The sequence below is a fragment of the uncultured Massilia sp. genome (assembly GCF_913773735.1).
In the GTDB taxonomy this organism is placed as follows: Bacteria; Pseudomonadota; Gammaproteobacteria; order Burkholderiales; family Burkholderiaceae_D; genus Telluria.
The window spans coordinates 12,126-34,559 of sequence record NZ_CAJYEB010000023.1 but is presented as its reverse complement, the minus strand read 5'-3'; the positions used below and the strand labels follow the sequence as shown (position 1 = coordinate 34,559).

General features: G+C 66.6%; 21 protein-coding genes. 7 read left to right on the top strand and 14 right to left on the bottom strand.

The features are described from left to right. Nucleotides 1-77: 77 nt before the first annotated feature. A complete protein-coding gene (locus QZ749_RS09860) occupies nt 78-2,396 on the bottom strand; it encodes a UvrD-helicase domain-containing protein (RefSeq protein ID WP_296946005.1) in 2,319 nt (772 codons plus the stop codon). A gap of 247 nt (nt 2,397-2,643) precedes the next feature. Between QZ749_RS09860 and QZ749_RS09855 the strand changes: the two genes are divergently transcribed. Beyond that, nucleotides 2,644-3,186 carry an SRPBCC family protein gene (locus QZ749_RS09855; RefSeq protein WP_296946002.1) on the top strand — a complete coding sequence of 181 codons (543 nt, stop codon included), beginning with the start codon at nt 2,644-2,646 and terminating at the stop codon, nt 3,184-3,186. A gap of 181 nt (nt 3,187-3,367) precedes the next feature. Then, entirely contained in the window at nt 3,368-3,880 is a 513-nt protein-coding gene (locus QZ749_RS09850) for a hemerythrin domain-containing protein (RefSeq protein ID WP_296945999.1), read from the top strand. Between the two features lie 179 nt (nt 3,881-4,059). Here the strand turns inward: QZ749_RS09850 and QZ749_RS09845 are convergent, their stop codons facing one another. The 4 genes from QZ749_RS09845 to QZ749_RS09830 all read right to left on the bottom strand — a co-directional run bounded on the left by QZ749_RS09845 (nt 4,060) and on the right by QZ749_RS09830 (nt 9,035). Further along, complete coding sequence (locus QZ749_RS09845) at nt 4,060-6,162, bottom strand: M13 family metallopeptidase (RefSeq protein WP_296945997.1); 2,103 nt, start codon at nt 6,160-6,162, stop codon at nt 4,060-4,062. 162 nt (nt 6,163-6,324) lie between these two features. Continuing rightward, the gene (locus QZ749_RS09840; RefSeq protein ID WP_296945993.1) at nt 6,325-6,819 is read right to left on the bottom strand and encodes an outer membrane beta-barrel protein; all 495 of its coding nucleotides are present in this window, start codon (nt 6,817-6,819) and stop codon (nt 6,325-6,327) included. 129 nt (nt 6,820-6,948) lie between these two features. Beyond that, a complete protein-coding gene (locus tag QZ749_RS09835) occupies nt 6,949-7,755 on the bottom strand; it encodes a hypothetical protein (protein ID WP_296945992.1) in 807 nt (268 codons plus the stop codon). A 173-nt stretch (nt 7,756-7,928) separates the two neighbouring features. Then, nucleotides 7,929-9,035 carry an S-(hydroxymethyl)glutathione dehydrogenase/class III alcohol dehydrogenase gene (locus QZ749_RS09830; RefSeq protein ID WP_296945991.1) on the bottom strand — a complete coding sequence of 369 codons (1,107 nt, stop codon included), beginning with the start codon at nt 9,033-9,035 and terminating at the stop codon, nt 7,929-7,931. A gap of 108 nt (nt 9,036-9,143) precedes the next feature. On the opposite strand from QZ749_RS09830, the gene QZ749_RS09825 reads away from it, so the two are divergent. Further along, entirely contained in the window at nt 9,144-10,166 is a 1,023-nt protein-coding gene (locus tag QZ749_RS09825; RefSeq protein ID WP_296945988.1) for a GlxA family transcriptional regulator, read from the top strand. A 138-nt stretch (nt 10,167-10,304) separates the two neighbouring features. Here the strand turns inward: QZ749_RS09825 and QZ749_RS09820 are convergent, their stop codons facing one another. Next, nucleotides 10,305-10,943 carry an ANTAR domain-containing response regulator gene (locus QZ749_RS09820; RefSeq protein WP_296945986.1) on the bottom strand — a complete coding sequence of 213 codons (639 nt, stop codon included), beginning with the start codon at nt 10,941-10,943 and terminating at the stop codon, nt 10,305-10,307. Nucleotides 10,944-11,185: 242 nt separating this feature from the next. Between QZ749_RS09820 and QZ749_RS09815 the strand changes: the two genes are divergently transcribed. Then, a complete protein-coding gene (locus QZ749_RS09815) occupies nt 11,186-13,984 on the top strand; it encodes a valine--tRNA ligase (RefSeq protein ID WP_296945985.1) in 2,799 nt (932 codons plus the stop codon). A 74-nt stretch (nt 13,985-14,058) separates the two neighbouring features. Here the strand turns inward: QZ749_RS09815 and QZ749_RS09810 are convergent, their stop codons facing one another. Beyond that, complete coding sequence (locus QZ749_RS09810; protein ID WP_296945982.1) at nt 14,059-14,583, bottom strand: hypothetical protein; 525 nt, start codon at nt 14,581-14,583, stop codon at nt 14,059-14,061. Between the two features lie 152 nt (nt 14,584-14,735). Here QZ749_RS09810 and QZ749_RS09805 point away from each other — a divergent pair, with 152 nt between their 5' ends. The 3 genes from QZ749_RS09805 (at nt 14,736) to QZ749_RS09795 (ending at nt 16,282) form a co-directional block, all read left to right on the top strand. Then, the gene (locus tag QZ749_RS09805; RefSeq protein WP_296945980.1) at nt 14,736-15,218 is read left to right on the top strand and encodes a GNAT family N-acetyltransferase; all 483 of its coding nucleotides are present in this window, start codon (nt 14,736-14,738) and stop codon (nt 15,216-15,218) included. Nucleotides 15,219-15,294: 76 nt separating this feature from the next. Beyond that, on the top strand, nt 15,295-15,738 hold the full coding sequence (locus QZ749_RS09800; RefSeq protein WP_296945978.1) for a DUF2147 domain-containing protein: 444 nt from the start codon (nt 15,295-15,297) through the stop codon (nt 15,736-15,738). A gap of 136 nt (nt 15,739-15,874) precedes the next feature. Further along, nucleotides 15,875-16,282, top strand: coding sequence for a hypothetical protein (locus QZ749_RS09795; RefSeq protein ID WP_296945976.1), 408 nt, complete (start codon nt 15,875-15,877; stop codon nt 16,280-16,282). A 5-nt stretch (nt 16,283-16,287) separates the two neighbouring features. On the opposite strand, the gene QZ749_RS09790 is transcribed toward QZ749_RS09795, so the two are convergent. From QZ749_RS09790 to dusB, 7 genes are all read right to left on the bottom strand, one after another. Next, nucleotides 16,288-16,737, bottom strand: coding sequence for a YaiI/YqxD family protein (locus QZ749_RS09790; protein WP_296945973.1), 450 nt, complete (start codon nt 16,735-16,737; stop codon nt 16,288-16,290). Nucleotides 16,738-16,739: 2 nt separating this feature from the next. After that, nucleotides 16,740-17,807, bottom strand: coding sequence for a Holliday junction branch migration DNA helicase RuvB (gene ruvB, locus QZ749_RS09785; protein WP_296945971.1), 1,068 nt, complete (start codon nt 17,805-17,807; stop codon nt 16,740-16,742). Nucleotides 17,808-17,898: 91 nt separating this feature from the next. Then, a complete protein-coding gene (ruvA, locus tag QZ749_RS09780) occupies nt 17,899-18,477 on the bottom strand; it encodes a Holliday junction branch migration protein RuvA (protein WP_296945969.1) in 579 nt (192 codons plus the stop codon). Between the two features lie 56 nt (nt 18,478-18,533). After that, nucleotides 18,534-19,079: a crossover junction endodeoxyribonuclease RuvC gene (ruvC, locus tag QZ749_RS09775; protein WP_296945967.1), complete on the bottom strand. Its 546-nt coding sequence runs from the start codon at nt 19,077-19,079 to the stop codon at nt 18,534-18,536. A 194-nt stretch (nt 19,080-19,273) separates the two neighbouring features. Then, nucleotides 19,274-20,860: a bifunctional phosphoribosylaminoimidazolecarboxamide formyltransferase/IMP cyclohydrolase gene (gene purH / locus QZ749_RS09770; RefSeq protein ID WP_296945964.1), complete on the bottom strand. Its 1,587-nt coding sequence runs from the start codon at nt 20,858-20,860 to the stop codon at nt 19,274-19,276. Nucleotides 20,861-20,961: 101 nt separating this feature from the next. Next, entirely contained in the window at nt 20,962-21,195 is a 234-nt protein-coding gene (locus QZ749_RS09765; protein WP_056447956.1) for a helix-turn-helix domain-containing protein, read from the bottom strand. A gap of 73 nt (nt 21,196-21,268) precedes the next feature. Continuing rightward, complete coding sequence (gene dusB / locus QZ749_RS09760) at nt 21,269-22,294, bottom strand: tRNA dihydrouridine synthase DusB (RefSeq protein ID WP_296945958.1); 1,026 nt, start codon at nt 22,292-22,294, stop codon at nt 21,269-21,271. Between the last annotated feature and the right edge of the window lie 140 nt (nt 22,295-22,434).

Sequence of the window (22,434 nt, the reverse complement as noted above, 5' to 3'; positions counted from 1 at the left end):
CCCGGTGTTGCTTTTCAAGGGGCTCTGACCCCGGTGTTCAGCCACCGCACCCTGTGCGCACCAATGCGCCCCCGATGTTACCTGGCGATCCGCTCCAGCTTCGCCACCGACAGGTCCAGCACCTTCATCCCCGCCGCGCCGAAATTGATCTGCGCGCGTGCGCTGCCGGCCCCGCCCTCGATGTTGACGATCACGCCCTCGCCGAAGCGCGCGTGACTCACCGATTCGCCGATGCGCCAGCCGGTGCCGTTGCCGCTGGCCGACTTCTGCGCGATCTGCTTGGCGATCTGGTTATCGATGCCGCCTTCGCGGAAACTGGCGTCGTCCCAGGCGGTGGTGGACTTGCGGCCGGCGAACCAGTTGGTCTGCACGCGCGGCGTCAGCCATTTCAGCGAATCTTCGGGCAGTTCGTCGAAGAAGCGCGACTTCATGTTGAAACGGGTCTGGCCGTGCAGCATGCGCTGCTGGGTAAAGCTCATGTACAGGCGCTTGCGCGCGCGCGTGATCGCCACGTACATCAGGCGCCGTTCCTCGTCCACGCCGTCCATTTCGCGCGAGCTGCTCTCGTGCGGGAACAGGCCTTCTTCCAGGCCGGTGATGAACACGGCATCGAACTCCAGGCCCTTGGCCGAGTGCACCGTCATCAGCTGCATCGCTTCCTGGCCGGCCTGGGCCTGGGCGTCGCCCGCCTCCAGCGAGGCGTGCGCCAGGAAGGCGGACAGCGGCGACATCACGGTGGCCAGCGGCGCATCGGCGTCCAGGATCTCGACGCCGTCCTGCAGCACGATCGCCTCGCCGCTGCTGGCCTGGGCCTGCGGGCCGAGGTGGGCCGGGGCATGGGTGCCGAAGCCCTCTTCCTGCACGAACTGGGTGGCGGCGCCGACCATCTGCTGCAAGTTCTCGATGCGTTCCTGGCCCTCTTTCTCGTTCTCGTAGTGCGCCAGCAGGCCGCTGCGCTCGAGCACGACGCCCACCATTTCCGGCAGCGGCAGTTGCTGGGTCTCGAAGCGCGCGCCCTCGATCAGCTTGACGAAGCCGCCCAGCACGCTGCCGGCCTTGCCCGTCATGTGCGGCACGGCCGCGTACAGCGAGACGCGATGCGCTTCCGCCGCCATCTGCAGCTGCTCGAGCGAGCGCGCGCCGATGCCGCGCGTGGGGAAATTCACCACGCGCAGGAAGGCCGAATCGTTGTGCGGATTGTCCATCAGCTGCAGGTAGGCGATGGCATGCTTGACCTCGGCGCGCTGGAAGTAGCGCAGGCCGCCGTACACGGTGTACGGCAGGCCGGCCGCGAACAGCGCGTGCTCGATCACGCGGCTCTGGGCGTTCGAGCGGTACAGCACGGCGATCTCGCTGCGCTTGACGCCCTCGCCCATCAGGCTCTTGGCCTCGTCGACGATCCATTGCGCTTCCTCGAGGTCGGACGAGGCTTCGTACACGCGCACGAGCTCGCCCTGGCCGGCGTCGGTACGCAGGTTCTTGCCCAGGCGCTTGGTATTGTTCGAGATCAGCACGTTGGCCGAGTCCAGGATGTGGCCGTAGGAGCGATAGTTCTGCTCCAGCTTGATCAGGTTCTTGACCTCGAAGTCGCGCTCGAACGCCTGCATATTGCCGACGTTGGCGCCGCGGAAGGCGTAGATGCTCTGGTCGTCGTCGCCCACGGCGAAGATGGCGCCGCCTGCCGGTTCGTTGTGGCCGGCCAGCAGTTTCAGCAGGTTGTACTGCAGGTCGTTGGTGTCCTGGAACTCGTCGACCAGGATGTGGCGGAAGCGCATCTGGTAATGGTGGCGCAGCGGATGGTTGCGCTGCAGCAGTTCGTACGAGCGCAGCAGCAGCTCGGCGAAGTCGACCACGCCTTCGCGCTGGCATTGCTGGTCGTACTGTTCGTACAGCTCGACCATGCGCTTCTGCACGTGGTCGTAGGCTTCGACGTCGTGCGCGCGCTGGCCATTGTCCTTGGCGTTGTTGATGAAGTACATCAAGTCCTTCGCCGGATACTTTTCGGTATCGACGTTCAGCGCCTTCAGCATGCGCTTGATCATCGACAGCTGGTCTTGCGAATCCAGGATCTGGAACGAGGCCGGCAGCGCGGCATCGCGGTGGTGCGTGCGCAGCAGGCGGTTGCACAGGCCGTGGAAAGTGCCGATCCACATCGAGCGCGTATTGATCGGCAGCATGGTCGACAAGCGCGCCAGCATCTCCTTCGCCGCCTTGTTGGTGAACGTCACCGCCATGATGCCGGCCGGGGACACCTGCTGCGTCTGGATCAGCCAGGCGATGCGGGTCGTCAGCACGCGGGTCTTGCCCGAGCCGGCGCCGGCCAGGATCAGTGCACTCTGGGACGGCAGCGTGACGGCGGCCATCTGTTCGGGATTCAGGTTGTCGAGGAGATTCATCCGGCCATTATAGCGTTCGGGACGCGCCACGGCTGCTGTCCGGCGCCAATTTTACTGATCATCCATACAGTACCCGCATCGGCCGTCAAAACTTTCCCGCGCGGAAATCGCCGCTGTTGCGCGCCGTGAAACGGCGAATTGGCGTAAGTTGGATGCAGATGGTCGATCAGGCGGCCTGCCGCGCAACGGTGCGCGGCGGGCCGGTTTTGCAAACCCAACAACGCTTCATCGCGTACAGGAGTCGAGAATGCTGAATCGCGTAGTGACCGTGGCCGCGCTGGCCGTCGGCGGCATGATGCTGTCGAAAAAAATGAAACGCAAGGGCTCGGGCCTGGACTCGGGCATCATCGAAGCCATCGAGGTCAATGTCCCGGTGCGCACGGCCTACAACCAGTGGACCCAGTTCGAGGATTTCCCGCAGTTCATGGCCAGCGTCAAGGAAATCCGCCAGATCGACGACAGGCACCTGCACTGGAAAGCAAACGTCGCCGGCGAAGACAAGGAATGGGATGCCGAGATCACCGAGCAGATCCCCGACGACCGCATCGCCTGGCGCAGCACCAGCGGCGTGCCGAATGGCGGCGTCGTGACCTTCCACAAGATTTCCGACAACGTCACCCGCGTCGTGCTGCAGATGGACTACGCGCCCGAAGGCCCGCTGGAAAAGATCGGCGACGCCCTGGGCGCGGTGCGCCTGGAAGCACGGGGCAACCTGCAGAAGTTCAAGGACATGCTGGAATCGCGCGGCAAGGAAAGCGGCGCCTGGCGCGGCAGCATCTCGCAGCACTGATCCGCGCATCCTGCGTAGCGGCGCCGCCACGAGGGCGGCGTTTTTTTTGCGGCGCAGCGTCCTGCGGGCACGGATACCGTCCTTTCGTCACCGATCTAACAGAAGCGCGCTCCCGGGGCAGGTAGCATGATCCCGACGGCATATCGCGGATGTGCCGGCCTACCGTTCCCAGGAGAACTCCATGTTGACCACCCACGATCCGAACCGCCGGTTCACGCTCGACGCGTCGCCGGAAGGCAATCCGATCACGGCACTGCTGCGCGACCACCACCTGGTCCGCAAGCTCGCCGACCGCTACCTGAACAGCCCCAGCACCGAAGTGAGGAAACAGGCCGCCGTCCAGCTCGTGCAAGCCGTGCACAACCTCGAGCGGCTGAAGGAGACCGTGTTCTACCCGGCCGTGCGCCGCGTCGAGCCGAACCTGGTCGCCCACCTGGAAGAGGCCAGCCTGGACGTCGACGACGTGTTGGCCGCGCTCCAGGCGATGGCGCCGGACGACGCGCGCGCCGACGCGCTGGTGCGCGAGCTGATCGCCGCCGTGCTGCACCACATGCAGGACGAGGAAACGGCGCTGTTCCCGATGCTGCAGCATGCGGCGATCGACCTGAGCCCGGTCGGGCTGGAAATGCAGGCGTTCGAGGCGAACCTGGTGCACATGCAGGCCAGGCGCAGCGACCGCATGACGCGGCGCTAGCGCGCGGCCGGCACAGCCTTCACGTCCCCCGGGCGCACCAAACACCTCACCCCGGCGCATCGACCACCTCCCCCCCGGCGCACCAACCATGTCACCCCGGCGCAGGCCGGGGTCCAGTTTCCGCATGCATATCGACTGCGCCAGGAAATCCGGCCCGGCCTGCGCCGGGGCGACGGCACTTACCACACCCGGCAGCGCTTCTCCTTCACCATCGGCTGCCCCGGCTTGCACTGGAACGCCTGCTGGAACTGCGGCATGTTCACCACCAGGCCGTTCACGCGGTAGCGGCCCGGCGAGTGCGGGTCGGTCATCGCGCTCACGCGCAGGTTTTCCGGACGGTCGTTTTCGCAAGCCCATTGCGCGTTGCCGACGAAGAAGCGCTGTTCCGGCGTGAGGCCGTCGCGCAGCCCCTGCGGGCGCGCCTTCTCCGGCATGCTCGCCATCTCGTTCTGCCAGGCCATCCAGCCCAGGATCAGGCCGCCCAGGTCGGCGACGTCCTCGCCCAGCGTCAGCTTGCTGTTGATCTTGATGTCGTCCACGACCGTGTACTGCGCGTACTGGTCGACGATGCACTGGGCGCGTTCCTCGAAGGCGCTGGCATCCTTCTTCGTCCACCAGTCCTTCAGGTTGCCCTGGGCGTCGAACTGGCGGCCCTCGTCGTCGAAGGCATGGGTCAGTTCGTGGCCGATGGTGCCGCCGGTGTTGCCGTAGTTCGGCGCGTCGTCCATCTTCGGATCGAACAGCGGCGGTTGCAGCACGCCGGCCGGGAAGTTGATGTCGTTCATCTGCGGATCGAAATAGGCGTTCACCGTCGGCGGCGTCATGCCCCACTCGCTGCGGTCGAGCGGCTTGCCGATCTTGGCCAGCTGGCGCCGCATCTCGAAGGCGTTGCCGCGCTCGACGTTGCCGGCGAAGTCGCCCGCCTCGACGACGTAGCTGGAATAATCGCGCCACTTGTCCGGGTAGCCGATCTTGTTGACGATGGCGGCCAGCTTTTCCTGGGCCTTCGCCTTGGTGTCCGGGCTCATCCAGTCGAGTTCGTCGATGTCCTTCTTCATCGCTTCCTCGATCTGGCGCGTCATGTGCAGCGCCTTGGCCTTCAGTTCCGGCGAGAACGCGCGGCCGACGAATTCCTGGCCCAGCGCCTCGCCCAGTTGGTGGTCGACCAGCGCCACGCAGCGCTTCCAGCGCGGTTGCTGCTGCTGCACGCCGCGCAGCGTCTTGCTGAAGAAGTCGAAGTGTTCTTCGTCGAAGCGCGACGCCAGCACCGGCGACAGGTTGCGCGCCACGTGCCAGCGCAGGTAGGTGCGCGTGGCCTCGATGTCGTTGCTCTTCCACATCTTCGCCAGCGCCTTGTAGAACGCCGGTTCGGTGACGTTGAAGCTGTCCAGCCCCTTCTGGCCGATGGCGTCCAGGTAGGCCGTCCAGTCGAAGCCCGGGGTCAGCGCCTGCAGGCCCCGGGCATCCATCTTGTGGAACAGTTTATAGGGGTCGCGCTTGTCGACCGAGGACAGCGACGCCTTCGCCAGCGTCGTCTCCATCGCCATCACGCGCGCCGCGTTGCGCTGCGCCCGGGCCGGAGCGTCGCCCAGCAATCGGAAGGTGTTGGCGATGTGCGCGACGTACTTGGCGCGCACCTCCCGCGATTTCGCATCCGTCTTCAGGTAGGCATCGCGGTCCGGCAGGCCCAGGCCGCCCGCGAAGGCGAAGGCGATGACCCGCGAGGAATCGCCGTAGTCCTGGCTCGACGAAAAACCGAAGAACAGCCCCGGGTCGGCCAGGCCCATGTGCAGCGCCGACAGCACGCGCGGCAGGTCGCGCGCCGAGCGCAGCGTGGCGATCCGGTCGAGCCAGGGCTGGAGCGGCGCGGCGCCGCGCTGCTCGATGGCGCGCTCGTCCATGCAGGCGCCGAAGTAGTCGCCGATCTTCTGCTGGCTGGCGTTGCGGCCGTCCCGGCGCTGCGACAGGTCTTCCAGGATGCCCCACAGGTAGCGGCGGTTTTCCAGCGCCAGCTTGCCGTACACCGACCAGCGCGCCTGGTCGGCCGGGATCGGGTTGTTCTTCATCCAGCCGCCGCAGGCGTACTGGTAGAAATCGACGCAGGGGTCGGCGCTGCGGTCCATCGCGCTCACGTCCAGGCCGGGCGTGTAGGGGAATTCGGTGGCGGGACGTTCGGCGACCGGCGCGGATGGTGCGGGCGATACGGACGGTGCGTTCTGGGCCGACGCCAGCGCTGCGGCGCCGGCAAGGGATAAAGCGAGTGCGAGGCGGACTGGGCGCATTGGCGGGCTTCCGGAAAGGTTGTCAGGCGGATACGGCAAGGACGCCATGCTGCCACATCTGCCATGGCGCGGCAATCTCCGGCGGGCGCAGGCCGCGCCAACGCAAAACGGCATCCGTTCCCTCGGGAACGGATGCCGTCCATGTGCCGGATCGACGGTCGATCAGAACTGGAACACGACGCCGACGCTGTAGTTGGTCGAATCGCTCGACGGCTTCTGCACTTCGATGCGGCCGTCGATGGTCGGGGTGAAGCTGTAGTTCAGGCCGATGCCGTACAGGCCGGTATCGGTCTTCTCGCCGGCGGTCACGCCGCGGTACGAGGCTTCGGCGCGCAGGTGGTTGTAGCCGATGCGGCCGTAGACGTCGAGCTGCTGGTTCAGCGGATAGGAACCGACCAGCGACAGGTGGGTCTGCTTGGCCTTGACGTCGGCGCCCAGGTAATCGAACTTGCCCAGCTGGCGGTAGCCCAGCTCGACGGCGAAGAACGGGTTGAAGCCGTAGCCGACGAAGCCGCCGACGCTGGTCTTGGTGCTGTCGAAGTCGTCGAGCTTGCTGGCGCCGACGTCCAGGCCGCCGTAGAAGGCGGTCGGTGCGGCGGCGAAGGAGGAGGCGCTTGCCAGGGCCAGCGCGGCGGCCAGGGCGATTTTCTTGAACATGGTATTTCCGATCGATGGTTATTGGTCTTGCCGCGCCGGGAACGGCGTTCCGGGCGCGGGGGCCGCATCATACAAGAACGGGCATTTCCATGTTTTCGCGAAAGCAATCGTGCGTGCCCCCGGTCCCGGTCAGCCCTGTGGTGCCGGACGCGCCAGGCCCCTGGCCATCGCCTCGCGCACCAGCGTGCGCACCGTCTTGTCGGCGCGCTGGCTTTCCTGCGCCATCTCCTTGCCCAGGGCTTCCATCTGCTTGCCCAGCGCATCCATCGGCTTGTGCGCCGCCTCCATGCGCAGGCTGGCCTGGCGCATGTCGCGCTCGGCCTGCTGCTGCGCCTCGGAGCGCGTGGCGGCGTGCATCTCGCCGCCCAGGCGGTTCATCTCGCGCTGCAGGACGGCCATGCGTGCCTGCAGGCGCCCGCGCTCGGCGGCATCGGCCGTGGCCATGCGCGCGCCCACCTCGCCCATCTCGGTGCCGAGCGCGCCCATGCGCCGTTCGAGCGCCCTGATCCGGCCCTGGTCCGGTTCCATGCCCCTGGCGCTGCGGTCCATGTCCTTGCCCAGCGCGTCCATCGCCTTGCCATGGCGGTCCATGTCCTTGCCGTAGGCGTCCATCCGCTTGCCCAGGCGCTCGACCGGCGCCCAGGCGGCGCGCGCCTGCGCGACGGTGGCCGCGTCGCGGATCACCCAGGACTTGCCGCCCTCGTTGACCCACAGGAATTCGCCGTCGACCTGCCTGCCGGTCTTGCGCAGCGCATCCCAGTCCTTCACCTTGCCGGTGGCGCTGATGTCCTGCCCATCGTGGCGCACCACCGCATACGAGGCGCCGTCGCCGACCGGCGTGTCCTGGGCGCGGGCAGGCGGGTGGAAGCAGGCGGCGGCCAGCGCCAGGGCCAGCAGGGCGGGCGTGCGGAACGTCGGGATGCGGATCGGGGACATGGTTTCTCCATCGGTGGTCAAGGGCGATGGGAACATGATGGACGCGCGCCCGCGCGCCCGCCAGCGGACTGCGACAGGCTGCCGAATCGGCGGTACGGACGGAACATGGGCGCGATGCGCCGCGCCGCCGCGCCCGGCCCGGGAAGGTCCGGGGCCGCGGGCGGCGGCGTGGATCAGAACACGACGACGGAGCGGATCGATTCGCCCGACTTCATCAGGTCGAAGCCGTCGTTGATGCGTTCCAGCGGCAGGTGGTGGGTGATCAGGTCGTCGATGTTGATCTTGTTTTCCATGTACCAGTCGACGATCTTCGGCACGTCGGTGCGGCCGCGGGCGCCGCCGAAGGCCGAGCCCTTCCAGACGCGGCCGGTGACCAGCTGGAACGGACGGGTGGCGATCTCCTTGCCGGCCTCGGCCACGCCGATGATGATCGACTGGCCCCAGCCCTTGTGGCAGCATTCCAGCGCCTGGCGCATCGTGGTGACGTTGCCGATGCACTCGAACGAGTAATCGGCGCCGCCGTCGGTCAGCTGGACGATGGCGTCGACGACGTTCTCGACTTCCTTCGGATTGACGAAGTGGGTCATGCCGAACTTGCGCGCCATGTCTTCGCGGGCCGGGTTGATGTCCACGCCGATGATCTTGTCGGCGCCGACCATCCTGGCCGCCTGGATCACGTTCAGGCCGATGCCGCCCAGGCCGAACACGACGACGTTGGCGCCCGCCTCGACCTTGGCCGTGAAGATCACGGCGCCGATGCCGGTGGTCACGCCGCAACCGATGTAGCAGATCTTGTCGAACGGCGCGTCGTTGCGCACCTTCGCCAGCGCGATTTCCGGCACGACGATGTAGTTCGAGAAGGTCGAGGTGCCCATGTAGTGGTAGATGGGCTTGCCGTCCAGCGAAAAGCGGCTGGTGGCGTCCGGCATCAGGCCGCGGCCCTGGGTGCTGCGGATGGCCTGGCACAGGTTGGTCTTCTGCGACAGGCAGAATTTGCACTGGCGGCATTCCGGCGTGTACAGCGGGATGACGTGGTCGTCCTTGCGCAGGCTGGTGACGCCCGGGCCCACGTCGACGACGACACCGGCGCCCTCGTGGCCCAGGATGGCCGGGAACAGGCCTTCCGGATCGGCGCCCGACAGCGTGTAGTAGTCGGTATGGCAGATGCCGGTCGCCTTGACCTCGACCAGCACCTCGCCCGCCTTCGGACCTTCGAGTTCGACCTCTTCGATCGTCAGCGGCTTCCCCGCTGCCCATGCAATCGCTGCCTTGGTTTTCATTGATGTGTTCCTGGGTGGTTGTACGATCCCGCCATTATCCGCACAAGCGCGGCCGCGGCCAATAGGCACCGCGTCCCATGTCCGTAAATGGTGTGATAATGACCGGATATGTCAGCAGCAGACCCTCTCTCCCGTCCCGCCACGACCGTCGACATCGTCGTCTATCCCGGTTTCAAGGCCATGGAAGCCATCGGCCCGATGTCCGTGTTCGAATACGCCAACGTGCACCTGCGGCGCGACGGCAGGCCGGACGGCTACGACGTGCGCATCGCGTCCATGCGCGCGGGCCAGGTGCCGTCGGACACGCTGATGTCGCTGCACGCGACCCGGACCCTCGACCCGCAGGCCCTGCCGCACACGGCCATCGTGGTCGGCGCGCGCGACATCCACCGCGCGCTTGCACAGGGCGGCGCCATCGTCGACTGGGTCGCCAGGGCGGCGCCGCGGCTGCCGCGGCTGGCGGCGCTGTGCTCGGGCGCCTTCTTCCTCGGCGCCGCGGGGGTACTGGACGGCAAGCCCGCGACCACGCACTGGAGCGTGGCCGAGCGCCTGCAGGCCGAGCATCCCGGCATCGCGGTGGACGCCGACGCCATCTTCGTGCGCGCCGGCCACGTCTGGACCTCGGCCGGCGTCACCGCCGGCATCGACCTGGCGCTGGCCCTGGTCGAGGAGGATTTTGGCAAGGAACTGGCGCTGCAGGTCGCGACCGACATGGTGGTGTACCTGAAGCGCCCGGGCGGCCAATCGCAGTTCAGCTCGCACCTGCTGAGCGAACGCACGGCGCGTCCCGGCATCCGCGACATCCAGAAATGGATCCTGGATAACCTGCACGAACGCCTGTCGGTGGCCCAGCTGGCGCAGAAGGCGATGATGAGCGAGCGCCATTTCGCCCGCGTGTTCCTGCAGGAAGTGGGCCTGAGCACGCAGGAATTCATCGCCACCTGCCGCTTCGAACGGGCGCGCCAGCTGCTGGCCGACGTGGCGCTGCCGCTCAAGACCGTGGCGGCGCGCGCCGGCTTCAACGGCGAGGCGCAGATGCGGCGGGTGTTCCAGAAGCGGATGGGGATCGCGCCGGGGCAGTACCGGGAGCGGTTCGCCACGACGGGCGTGGCGGCGGGGCGAAACGGGTAGCAGCATGTACCGCGCCGTACAGCGCGCCATACCGCACGTCGCCCCGGCGCAGGCCGGGGCCCAAGCTTGCATGCGTTTCGACAGCGCCAGCAGCATTGGACCCCGGCCTGCGCCGGGGCGACGGTAGAAGTGCTCCGCTTATTTACCGCGCAGCCGTCCCGCGAACGCCCCGTGCAGGCTATTGAGCAATTCCTCTGCCGCCACCATCTGCTCGGCAACCTCGTTGATCTTGCGCCGGTTCGAGCGCGCGTGGTCGCGCAGCACCTCGAAGGCGGTGTTGCGGTCGGTCTGGAAGCGCGCCATCAGCAGGCCCACGGCCAGGCTGGTCTCGCGGCCGGCGGCCAGCGCGGCGTTCAGGTTGACCTCGGTGCGGCGCAGCTGGCGGATCTCGTCGGCGCGGGCCAGCGCCGATTCCAGCGCCGGCAGCAGGCGCGCGGCATCGATCGGCTTGACCAGGAAGCCGACCGCGCCGTGGCTGGCGGCCTGGCGCGCGCTCTCGGCGTCGTCGACGGCGGACAGGAACATGAAGGCGACGCCCGTATGGTCGCGCAGGCGGCGCGCGAGGTCGAGGCCGGACATGCCGGGCATGCTGATGTCGAGCAGCGCCATCGCGATGTCGCCTTCGCGTTCGGCGATGCGCTGCAGCGCCTCCGGCGCCGACGAGGCTTCGATGGTGTCGTAGCCGGTGTGGCGCAACACGGTCGACAGGTATTCCAGCATGACGGGGTCGTCGTCGACCAGCAGGATCAGGCGGCGGGAGGAAGCGGAGGAACTCATTGGCATCTTGCTTGGGCGCGTGGAAGAAAAAGCGGGGCCGGCGATTATGGGGGCGGCTCGCGTTAACCAAAAATATATCACGCGCACCAACCCTCCGCCATCAAAAATGTTTCTTTACAACAAATATCTGGCGAACGGTCATGCCATAAAAACCGGCATCGTCCGGTCGCAGGCCTTGCGCCGTCATCTATAATGGCCGTTTTCGCAGCATCCAAACAACCGAATACACGACACGCCACATCATGGAATTAGCAAAGTCTTTCGAGCCAGCCGACATCGAACGTTTCTGGCGCACGGAGTGGGAACAGCGCGGCTACTTCGCCGCCACCATGGACGAGGGCAAGCCTTCGTTCAGCATCCAGCTGCCGCCGCCGAACGTGACGGGCACCCTGCACATGGGCCACGCCTTCAACCAGACCGTGATGGATGGCCTGACCCGCTACTACCGGATGCGTGGCTTTAACACGGCCTGGGTACCGGGCACCGACCACGCCGGCATCGCGACCCAGATCGTCGTCGAGCGCCAGCTCGACGCCCAGAAGATCTCGCGCCACGACCTGGGCCGCGAGAAGTTCATCGAGAAAGTCTGGGAGTGGAAGGAAAAGTCGGGCAGCACCATCACCGGCCAAATGCGCCGCCTGGGCGCGTCCGCCGACTGGCAGCGCGAATACTTCACGATGGACGAGCCGCGCACGAAGATCGTCGCCGAGGTGTTCGTGCGCCTGTTCGAACAGGGCCTGATCTACCGCGGCAAGCGCCTGGTCAACTGGGACCCGGTGCTGGGCACGGCCGTGTCGGACCTGGAAGTCGATTCGCAGGAAGAAGACGGCTCGATGTGGTACATCCGCTACCCGCTGGCCGACGGCTCGGGCCACCTGACGGTCGCCACCACCCGTCCGGAAACGATGCTGGGCGACGTCGCCGTCGCCGTCGACCCGACCGACGAGCGCTACACGCACCTGCACGGCAAGATGCTGACGCTGCCCCTTAGCGGCCGCGAGATCCCGGTCATCGCCGACAGCTACGTGGACAAGGCCTTCGGCACCGGCTGCGTGAAGATCACGCCGGCGCACGACTTCAACGACTACGCCGTCGGCCAGCGCCACAACCTGCCGATGCGGTCGATCATGACGCTGGAAGCGAAGATCGTCGACGACGCGCCGGAAGCCTACCGTGGCCTGGACCGCTTCGCCGCGCGCAAGCAGATCGTCGCCGACCTCGACGCGCTGGGCCTGCTGGAACAAGTGAAACCGCACAAGCTGATGGTGCCGCGCGGCGACCGCACCGGCGTCGTCATCGAGCCGATGCTGACCGACCAGTGGTTCGTCGCCATGAGCAAGCCGGCGCCGGAAGGCACGTTCAATCCCGGCAAGTCGATCACCGACGTGGCGCTGGAAAAGGTCGCCAATGGCGAGATCAAGTTCGTGCCGGAAAACTGGTCGACGACCTACAACCAGTGGCTGGGCAATATCCAGGACTGGTGCATCTCGCGCCAGCTGTGGTGGGGCCACCGCATCCCGGCCTGGTACGGCCCGGAAGGCCAGATCTTCGTCGCCCGCAGCGAGGAAGACGCGCAGGCGCAAGCGCAGGCCGCCGGCGTCACCGGCGCGCTGCGCCGCGACGACGACGTGCTGGACACCTGGTTCTCGTCGGCGCTGGTGCCGTTCTCGACCATGGGCTGGCCGGAACAGACAAGGGACATGCAGATGTTCCTGCCGTCGTCCGTGCTGGTGACGGGCTTCGACATCATCTTCTTCTGGGTCGCGCGCATGGTCATGATGACCGCGCACTTCACCGGCAAGGTGCCGTTCGAGACCGTCTACGTGCACGGCCTGGTGCGCGATTCGTCCGGCCAGAAGATGTCGAAGTCGAAGGGCAACACCCTGGACCCGATCGACCTGATCGACGGCATCGACGTCGATTCGCTGGTGACCAAGCGCACCACCGGCCTGATGGACCCGCGCGCCGCCGAAAAGATCGCCAAGGCCACCCGCAAGGAATTCCCGAACGGCATCCCGGCCTTCGGCACCGACGCCGTGCGCTTCACGATGGCGAGCTATGCCTCGCTGGGCCGCAACATCAACTTCGACCTGGGCCGCTGCGAGGGCTACCGCAACTTCTGCAACAAGATGTGGAACGCGACCCGCTTCGTGATGATGAACACGGAAGGCAAGGATTGCGGCCAGCCGGACCCGGCCGACCTGTCCCAGGCCGACCGCTGGATCATCTCGCTGATGAACCGCGTCGAGCTGGAAGTGGCCAAGGGCTTCGCCGACTACCGCTTCGACAATATTGCCAGCGCCATCTACAAGTTTGTCTGGGATGAATATTGCGACTGGTACCTGGAGCTGGCGAAAGTCCAGGTCCAGCAGGGCACGGAAGCGCAACAGCGCGCCACCCGCCACACGCTGCTGCGCGTGCTGGAAGTGGTGCTGCGCCTGGCGCACCCGATCATTCCGTTCGTCACCGAGGCGCTGTGGCAGGCCGTGGCGCCGCTGGCGGGGAAAACCGGCGACACCATCATGCTGCAGCCGTACCCGATCGCCGACGAGGCGCTGATCGACGAGGCCGCCGAAGCCTGGATGGACCAGTTCAAGAAGCTCACCGACGCCACCCGCAACCTGCGCGGCGAGATGAAGCTGTCGCCGTCGGTGCGCGTGCCGCTGATCGTCGAACCTGCCAACGACGCCGACCGCGCCGCCGCGCAAGGCTTCGCCCCGTACGTGGCGCTGCTGGGCAAGTTGTCCGAGGTGCAGATCGTCGACGCCCTGCCGGACTCGCCGGCCGCCGTCGCCATCGTCGGCACCACCAAGCTGATGCTGAAGGTCGAGATCGACGTCGCCGCCGAGCGCGAGCGCCTGTCGAAGGAAATCGCGCGCATCGAGGGCGAGATCGCCAAGGCCAACGGCAAGCTGTCCAGCGAAAGCTTCGTCGCGCGTGCCCCGGCCGCCGTCGTGGCCCAGGAGCGCGAGCGCCTGGACAACTTCAGCGCGACGCTGGCCAAGCTGACGGAACAGTACGGCAAGCTGGCCACGGCCTGATCCAGGACTGCCGCCAATAACAAGCCGCGCCGGGCAATGCCGGGCGCGGCTTTTTTCATTGGCGCGGTGGGTTGTCAGGCCAGTTGCTTCCAGCGTTGCACCACCTCTTCCGGCACGCGGAACGCCTTGGCCTGGCCGCTGCCCTTGTAAATGGGGATCAGGAGCGGCTTGGCATCGTCGTGCAGCGTGCCGTTCTTCTTGAGTGCTTCCATTGCATTGTCGATCGGCTTGGTGAAGCCGGTCAGGCGCTTGTCCTTGGAGCGCTTGATGATCGCATAGGTCGCGTCGCGGTCGATCTGGCCGCCATTGTCGATCGCGGCCTTGATGACGTCGCGCTGCTTCGACGGCAGGCCCAGCACGACGGCGCGCACGTCGATGTCGGCCCAGCCACGCGGCCCGGCAGCGGCCGGTGCGGCCGCTGCATCGCCGGACTGCGCCTCGGCCGGCGCCTCGGCCGCCACGGCGGGAACGCTGAATGCGAAGCTGCGGATCGCCGGATCGCATGCCGCGGCGACGGCCTGGCGCACGCGCGCCAGCAGCAGGTTCACGTCGCTGCCCGGCGTCAGCGGAATGGCGACGTTCAGGGTGGGCTCGGTCATATACAAATTCCTTTCAATATTTAAGTAACACGATTCTATGGGTATCAACGCGTAAAGTAAATATTGAAATAAATTTGTATCGATATGACGATGCGATCCATCATTCAAGTCCCAACGCTGCGCTATGATGAGCCTTTGCATCCCTCCGCCCCATGACGCAGATCGTTCCCTTCTCTCCTTCCCATGCCGACGGGGTCGTCGGCGTCGTCCTGCCGATCCAGCGGGAAGAATTCGGCATTCCGGTCACGCTGGCCGGCCAGCCGGACCTGCTCGACATCCCCGGCTTCTACCAGCAGGGCGACGGCCAGTTCTGGGTGGCGCTCGACGGCGGCGTGGTGGTCGGCACCATCGCCCTGCGTGACATCGGCGACGGCGCGGGCGCGCTGCGCAAGATGTTCGTGGCGGCCAGCCATCGCGGCGCGGCGCAGGGCGTGGCACAACGGCTGCTGGACACCCTGCTGGACTGGGCGCGCGCACGCGACATGCGGCGCATCTGGCTGGGGACGACCGACAGGTTCCTGGCGGCGCACCGGTTCTACGCCAGGAACGGCTTCGAGGAAGTGGGCATGGCCGCCCTGCCCGCGGCGTTTCCCGTCATGGCGGTCGACACGAAGTTCTATACGCGCGTACCGTGATGCCGTACGCTTTCCGATGACCGAACGGTCGTTCAGTTTGCTACACTCCGGACATAGGACAATATTGGAGACCGCCATGCGCACCCTGATGACCACTTCCCTGCTCGCCGCCGCCTTCGCCGCCCCCCTCGCCTTCGCGCAGGATTCCGCCGTCGGCCTGTGGAAGAGCATCGACGACGCCACCGGCAAGCCGACCGCCCTGATCCGCATCACCGACAACGGCGGCACGCTGCAGGGCACCATCGAAAAACTGTTCCGCAAGCCCGACGAAGACCAGAACCCGAAGTGCGGCCAGTGCACGGACGCGCGCAAGGACCAGCCGATCGTCGGCATGACGATCCTGACCGGCCTGAAGAAGGATGGCGACGTCTACGACGGCGGCGAGATCCTCGATCCGAAGAACGGCAAGGTCTACAAGAGCAAGCTGAGCGTGCGCGAAGGCGGCAGGAAGCTCGAAGTGCGCGGCTATATCGGCGTGCCGATGCTGGGCCGTTCGCAGGTCTGGCTGCGCCAGGAGTAAGCCCCCGCGGGCGCGCACGCGGACGGCAGGCGTGCGCGGGTCGGGTTGCCTTTATGATAACCTCGATCGCAACTCATCCATATACTGCCGTCATGACCCGCTTCCATCCGACGCCGCGCACCCAGGGGGTGCCGGCATGATCGTCCTGCGTTTATTGTCCCTGCTCGCGTGCGGCCTGCTCGTGATCGTCCTGCCGGTGTTGCTGTCGGATACCGGCAGCGGCAACCTGCCGCTGTCCATGGCCGTGCCGGCGGTGCTCGGCGCCGCGCTGATGGCGGCCGGCTTCGTCTACGTCGGCATGATGGCCGAGCGCATGCGCCGCCCGGGCCGCGAACGCTGGCTCGGCACCGCCCTGCTGACCCTGCCGGCGCTGGCTTGCCTGGCGATCCTGGCCACGCGCCACGCGCCCACGCTGCTGTGGGGCAGCGGCATGCTGCTGGCCTGCACCACGCTGCAACTGGCCTGCGTGCTCAATCCGGGCGCGCTGGAACGGCGCCGCCGGCCGATGCGCCGGCGCGAACCGGGCACGCTGCAGCGCGGCTGACCGGTTCAGGCGCGGCGGCGCGCCAGGTGGCGGTCGAGGGCGTTGCCGAAGCGCTGGCGGTCGGCCTGGCCGAAGGGAGGCGGACCGCCGGTATCGACGCCGCCGCTGCGTAATTCCTCCATGAAGGCGCGCATCGTCAATTGCTGGGCGATGTTGTCCTTCGTATAGAACTCGCCGCGGGGATGCAGGGCGTCGCCGCCCTTTTCCAGCACGCGCGCCGCCAGCGGGATGTCGCCGGTGACGACCAGGTCGCCCGGCGCCAGGCGTTCGACGATCTCGGCATCGGCCACGTCCGGCCCGCTGGGCACCTGCAGCGCGCGGACGAAGCGCGAACCCGGCACGCGGATCAGCTGGTTCGCCACGAGCGTGACCTGCAACTGCAGCCGCTCGGCCACGCGGAACAAGATCTCCTTGATGGCGCCGGGACAGGCGTCGGCATCGACCCAGATCTGCATGGTCAGCCTGGCGGGAGGTTGTCCCACAGGTCGCCGGTGGGGCTGATGCGCGGCGCGGCGACGCCGAAGTGGCGGTAGGCCAGCGGCGTGGCGATGCGCCCGCGCGGGGTGCGCTGCAGGTAGCCCTGCTGGATCAGGAAGGGTTCGAGCACGTCCTCGATGGTGTCGGCCGCCTCGCCGATGGCCGCCGCCAGGTTGCCGATGCCGACCGGGCCGCCGGCGAACTTGAACAGCACGGCTTCCAGCAACTTGCGGTCCATCACGTCGAAGCCGACGGTGTCGACGTCGAGCATGCGCAGCGCGCGGTCGGCCATGTCCCGGGTGATCTCGCCATTGCCCTTCACTTCCGCATAGTCGCGCACACGGCGCAGCAGGCGGTTGGCGATGCGCGGCGTGCCGCGCGCGCGGCGGGCGACTTCGCGCGCGCCGTCCTCGTCGATCGGCGCAGCCAGGAGCGCGGCGCTGCGCGCGACGATCTTGGTCAGCTCCTCGACGTTGTAGAACTCCAGGCGCGCGACGATGCCGAAGCGGTCGCGCAGCGGATTCGTCAGCATTCCGGCGCGCGTGGTGGCGCCGACCAGCGTGAAGGGCTGCAGGTCGAGCTTGACGGAGCGGGCGGCCGGACCCTCGCCGATCATGATGTCGATCTGGTAGTCCTCCAGCGCCGGGTACAGGATTTCCTCGACCACGGGCGACAGGCGGTGGATCTCGTCGATGAACAGGACGTCGTTGGCTTCCAGGTTCGTCAGCAGCGCGGCCAGGTCGCCCGGGCGCTCGAGCACCGGGCCCGAGGTCTGGCGCAGGTTGACGCCCATCTCGCGCGCGATGATGTGGGCGAGCGTGGTCTTGCCCAGGCCCGGCGGACCGAACAGCAGCGTGTGGTCGAGCGCTTCCTGGCGCTTGCGCGCGGCGTGGATGAAGATTTCGAGCTGGTCGCGGATCTTTTCCTGGCCGACGTATTCGTCCAGGTGCTTGGGCCGCAGCGCGCGTTCGATCGCCTCCTCGTTCGGCGAAGCGGGAGCGGCGTCGATGATCCGCTGTTCGGTGAAATTGTCGGTCTGGATGCTCATTGTTTCATCTTCAAATGTGCGGCTGCGCGGAGTGGGCATTGTCGGCGCGCAGCAGGGTACGCACCCCGTGCGCACCGGACACGCACGCGGCTCACGCCTTGGACAATGCCTTCAGCGCCAGCTTGATGCCGTCCGACACGCTGGTTCCCGCCGGCATGTTCTTGATGGCGACCAGCGCCTCCTTGTCAGAATACCCCAAAGCCAGCAGCGCATTGAGCACGTCGGCCTGGGCGTCGTCCCTGGCAACGGCGCCGACGACGCCGATGTCGGCGCCCAGCTTGCCCTTCAGTTCCAGCAGCAGGCGCTCGGCCGTCTTCTTGCCGATGCCCGGCACCTTGACCAGCCGGCCCGCTTCCTGCAGCGTCACGGCCTGCGCCAGTTCCGCCACCGTCATGCCGGACAGGATCGACAGCGCCATGCGCGCGCCGATGCCGGTGATCTTGATCAGCTGGCGGAACACGGCGCGGTCGTTGTGCGTGCCGAAGCCGAACAGCAGGTGCGCATCCTCGCGCACGACGTAGTGGATGAACAGCGTCACCTTCTCGCCCGTGTGCGGCAGGTTGTAGAACGTACTCATCGGCACGTCGACTTCATAGCCGACGCCGTTGCAATCGACGAGGACTTGCGGCGGATTCTTTTCCAGCAGGATTCCGGAGAGACGACCGATCATCGGTGACCTTTCAATAATAAGGCTGGCTAATCTGTTTTCGAATTGGCTAAATCCGCTTAAACCAGGCGGCTGCGCTTCATGTGCAGCGTCGGCTTCTTGGGATTGGCCGGCGCCAGTGCGCCCACCAGGGCCAGCGTGTCGTGGGTATTGGCGTGGCAGATCGCGATGCCGAGCGCGTCGGCGGCGTCGCTGCCCGGCAGGCCCGGCAGCTTGAGCAGGCGCGCGACCATGTCCTGCACCTGGGCCTTGACGGCCTTGCCGGTGCCGACGACGGCCTGCTTGACCTGGGTCGGCGTGTACTCGGCCACGTCGAGGTCGGCGCCGACGAGGGCCGTGATGGCGGCGCCGCGCGCCTGCCCCAGCAGCAGCGTCGACTGCGGGTTGACGTTGACGAAGACTTTTTCGATGGCCGCGCAGGCGGGCTGGTAGGTCGCGACGATTTCGCTGACGCCCGCCAGGATCACCTTCAGGCGCGGCGGCAATGCGCCTTCGGTGCCGGTCTTGATGGTGCCGGACGCGATGTAGCGCAGGCGGTTGCCCTGTTTTTCGATGACGCCGAAGCCCGTCGTGCGCAGGCCCGGGTCGATGCCGAGAATAATCATTATCGAATGTTATACCGGCGTGGGCGTTTCGTGGGGAAAATACTGTCTAAAAACACAGGCCGTGGCGACAAAGTCGCCACGGCCGTAGGGTGGGCGGCTGCGCCGCCCACGCGGTGATACGCGCCGTCCAATCCATCGTTCACGAACACGACGCCGGTGTTGAAGACATGCGCGGCAACACGCCGCGCGCCGCATCAATGACGGAAGTGCCGCGTCCCAGTATAGAGCATCACGACGCCACGTTCATCCGCCGCATCGATCACTTCCTGGTCGCGCATCGAGCCGCCCGGATGGATCACGCAGGTCGCGCCCGCATCGACCACCACGTCGAGGCCGTCGCGGAACGGGAAGAACGCGTCCGACGCCACGGCCGAGCCGACCAGCGACAGGCCGGCGTTCTGCGCCTTGATCGAGGCGATGCGCGCCGAGTCGATGCGGCTCATCTGGCCGGCGCCGACGCCCAGCGTCATGCCGCCACCGCAGAACACGATGGCGTTCGACTTGACGTACTTGGCCACGCGCCAGGCGAACATCAGGTCCTGCAGTTGCTGCGGGGTCGGCTGCTTCTTGCTGACCACGCGCAGGTCGGCCAGCGCGACGTCCTTGGCGTCCGGCGACTGCACCAGCAGGCCGCCGCCGACGCGCTTGACGTCGAACGGGTTCTGGCCCTCGCCCAAGGCGATTTCCAGCAACCGCACGTTCTGCTTGGCCGCCATGATGGCCAGCGCTTCGGCCGTGAACGCCGGGGCGATCACGACTTCGACGAACAGCTTGGCGATCGCCTCGGCGGCGCGGCCGTCGACCGGCGCGTTGAAGGCGATGATGCCGCCGAACGCCGAGGTCGGGTCGGTCTTCAGCGCGCGCTGGTAGGCGTCCAGCGCGTCCAGGCCGATCGCCACGCCGCACGGGTTGGCGTGCTTGATGATCACGCAGCCGGCCGGCTGGTCGAAGCCGCCCAGCGACTTGACGCATTCCCAGGCCGCATCGGCGTCGGCGATGTTGTTGTACGACAGTTCCTTGCCCTGCAGCTGGCGGTAGTTGGCCAGGCTGCCGGCGGCCGGGACCAGGTCGCGGTAGAACGCGGCGCTCTGGTGCGGATTCTCGCCGTAGCGCATGTCCTGGACCTTCTCGAAGTGCAGGTTCAGCGTCTGCGGGTAGGCCGCGCGGGTGGTGTGCTCACGGTCCTCGCCCAGGCTGGTGAGGTAGTTGGTGATCGCGCTGTCGTACTGCGCGGTGTGGGCGAACACTTTCTTGGCCAGGCGGAACTTGGTTTCGTAGCCAACATTGCCCGCGGCCTCGCCCGTGCCCTTCATTTCCGCCAGCACCGGACCGTAGTCGGCCGGGTCGACGATGACGACGACGTCGCGGTGATTCTTGGCCGCCGAGCGCAGCATGGTCGGGCCGCCGATGTCGATGTTTTCGATCGCATCTTCCAGCGAGCACTGGTCCTTGGCCACGGTCTGCTGGAACGGGTACAGGTTGACCACCACCATGTCGATCTGCGGGATGCCGTGTTCCTCGAGCTTGGCGACGTGCTCGGGGAAGTCGCGGCGCGCCAGGATGCCGCCGTGCACCTTCGGGTGCAGCGTCTTGACGCGGCCGTCCAGCATTTCCGGGAAGCCAGTGTAGTCGGCGACCTCGGTCACCGGCACGCCGTTGTCCTGCAGCAGCTTGGCGGTGCCGCCGGTGGACAGGATGTTCACGCCGAGCGCCGACAGCGAACGCGCGAAGTCGAGGACGCCGGTCTTGTCGGAAACGGAAAGGAGAGCTTGTTTGATCATGGGAGTGGCCTGTTGATGAAAATTCGTGCGACGCGTCTGCAAGCGGAAGCGGGACCCGTCCGACGCCAGCCAGCACGCCGCGGCCCCTCCCGGCCGTCGACCTAGAGCAGCCCGTGCTCCTGCAGTTTCTTGCGCAAGGTGTTGCGGTTGATGCCCAGCATTTGCGCGGCATGGGACTGGTTGCCCTCCGCGCGCGTCATCACCACTTGCAGGATCGGTTTTTCGACGGTCAGGAGCATCATGTCGTAGATGTTCGACGGTTTCTGCTCGCCCAGGTCGTTGAAATAGTCTTCGAGGCTTTTCTGAACGACTTCCTGGATACTTTCTTTGCTCATATCTGCTGCTTGTCCTGGTTAACAGCCGCTCGTGGCGGCACTCGTCTCCGACTTTTCTTGTTTTTCTATGACATTACGCGGCGATCGCGGTATCGGCCGAATGCGCGGGCCGGTATTGTAACCGTTCGCCGAACTGGTGTTGCGATTTGAAAAATTCGTCGACCGCCGCCAGTTGCTCGGTCGTCGACTCCAGCCGGTTCATGCGCTGGCGGAATTCCTCGCCGCCGGGCAGGTCCTCGACATACCAGCCGATGTGCTTGCGCGCCGTGCGCACGCCGAGGTAGTCGCCATAGAACGCGTAGTGCGACGGCAGGTGCTCGTTCATGAGCCCGCGCACCTCTTCCACCAGCGGCGGCGGCAGCAGTTCGCCGGTGCGCAGGTAATGGTCGACCTCGCGGCAGATCCAGGGACGACCCTGGGCCGCGCGGCCGATCATGACGGCGTCCGCGCCGGTGTAGTCGAGCACGAACTTCGCCTTTTCGGGCGAGGTGATGTCGCCGTTGGCCACGACGGGGATCGCGACGGCCTTCTTGACCGCGGCGATGGTGTCGTACTCGGCGTGACCCTTGTAGCCATCGGCCCGGGTGCGGCCGTGCAGCGTGAGCATGGCGATGCCGGCCTGCTCGGCCATGCGCGCGATGACGAGCGCGTTTTTATTGTCGCGATCCCAGCCGGTGCGGAACTTCAGCGTGACCGGCACGTCGACGGCCTTGACCACGGCCTCGAGGATGCGCTGCACCAGGTCTTCGTGCTGCAGCAGGGCCGAACCGCACCAGTTGTTGCACACCTTCTTGACCGGGCACCCCATATTGATGTCGATGATCTGGGCGCCGCGCTCGACGTTGAACCTGGCGCACTCGGCCAGGTCGTGCGGGTCGGCGCCGGCGATCTGCACGGCCTTCGGCTCCATTTCGCCGGCATGGTCGGTACGGCGCGCCGTCTTTTCGCTGGCCCACAGGCGCGGGTTCGACGCCGCCATCTCGGACACGGCATAGCCGGCGCCGAGCCGCTTGCAGAGCTGGCGGAACGGGCGGTCGGTCACGCCGGCCATCGGGGCGACGAAGACATTATTGCGCAGCGTATAGGGACCAATTTGCACGGCGGAAAATCACTCGGAAAGATCGGGAACTCGCTATTTTACCCGATTTGCTGCTTAATTTATCAGCAGAATTTTTTACATGCTGTTGCGCACGTGACATAAACGGCTTGCCAAGCCTGCGGGTTCAGGGCAGTGACGGA

What these genes read in the sequence shown, in the direction of transcription:
- QZ749_RS09835 (WP_296945992.1), bottom strand. Translation starts at nt 7,755, where the DNA reads ATGTCCCCGATCCGCATCCCGACGTTCCGCACGCCCGCCCTGCTGGCC.
- QZ749_RS09790 (WP_296945973.1), bottom strand. Translation starts at nt 16,737, where the DNA reads ATGCAGATCTGGGTCGATGCCGACGCCTGTCCCGGCGCCATCAAGGAG.
- QZ749_RS09825 (WP_296945988.1), top strand. Translation starts at nt 9,144, where the DNA reads ATGTCAGCAGCAGACCCTCTCTCCCGTCCCGCCACGACCGTCGACATC.
- QZ749_RS09795 (WP_296945976.1), top strand. Translation starts at nt 15,875, where the DNA reads ATGATCGTCCTGCGTTTATTGTCCCTGCTCGCGTGCGGCCTGCTCGTG.
- QZ749_RS09765 (WP_056447956.1), bottom strand. Translation starts at nt 21,195, where the DNA reads ATGAGCAAAGAAAGTATCCAGGAAGTCGTTCAGAAAAGCCTCGAAGAC.
- QZ749_RS09820 (WP_296945986.1), bottom strand. Translation starts at nt 10,943, where the DNA reads ATGAGTTCCTCCGCTTCCTCCCGCCGCCTGATCCTGCTGGTCGACGAC.
- purH (WP_296945964.1), bottom strand. Translation starts at nt 20,860, where the DNA reads ATGATCAAACAAGCTCTCCTTTCCGTTTCCGACAAGACCGGCGTCCTC.
- QZ749_RS09855 (WP_296946002.1), top strand. Translation starts at nt 2,644, where the DNA reads ATGCTGAATCGCGTAGTGACCGTGGCCGCGCTGGCCGTCGGCGGCATG.
- QZ749_RS09845 (WP_296945997.1), bottom strand. Translation starts at nt 6,162, where the DNA reads ATGCGCCCAGTCCGCCTCGCACTCGCTTTATCCCTTGCCGGCGCCGCA.
- QZ749_RS09805 (WP_296945980.1), top strand. Translation starts at nt 14,736, where the DNA reads ATGACGCAGATCGTTCCCTTCTCTCCTTCCCATGCCGACGGGGTCGTC.
- QZ749_RS09860 (WP_296946005.1), bottom strand. Translation starts at nt 2,396, where the DNA reads ATGAATCTCCTCGACAACCTGAATCCCGAACAGATGGCCGCCGTCACG.
- QZ749_RS09850 (WP_296945999.1), top strand. Translation starts at nt 3,368, where the DNA reads ATGTTGACCACCCACGATCCGAACCGCCGGTTCACGCTCGACGCGTCG.
- QZ749_RS09815 (WP_296945985.1), top strand. Translation starts at nt 11,186, where the DNA reads ATGGAATTAGCAAAGTCTTTCGAGCCAGCCGACATCGAACGTTTCTGG.
- ruvC (WP_296945967.1), bottom strand. Translation starts at nt 19,079, where the DNA reads ATGATTATTCTCGGCATCGACCCGGGCCTGCGCACGACGGGCTTCGGC.
- ruvA (WP_296945969.1), bottom strand. Translation starts at nt 18,477, where the DNA reads ATGATCGGTCGTCTCTCCGGAATCCTGCTGGAAAAGAATCCGCCGCAA.
- QZ749_RS09800 (WP_296945978.1), top strand. Translation starts at nt 15,295, where the DNA reads ATGCGCACCCTGATGACCACTTCCCTGCTCGCCGCCGCCTTCGCCGCC.
- QZ749_RS09810 (WP_296945982.1), bottom strand. Translation starts at nt 14,583, where the DNA reads ATGACCGAGCCCACCCTGAACGTCGCCATTCCGCTGACGCCGGGCAGC.
- QZ749_RS09840 (WP_296945993.1), bottom strand. Translation starts at nt 6,819, where the DNA reads ATGTTCAAGAAAATCGCCCTGGCCGCCGCGCTGGCCCTGGCAAGCGCC.
- QZ749_RS09830 (WP_296945991.1), bottom strand. Translation starts at nt 9,035, where the DNA reads ATGAAAACCAAGGCAGCGATTGCATGGGCAGCGGGGAAGCCGCTGACG.
- ruvB (WP_296945971.1), bottom strand. Translation starts at nt 17,807, where the DNA reads ATGAGCATCCAGACCGACAATTTCACCGAACAGCGGATCATCGACGCC.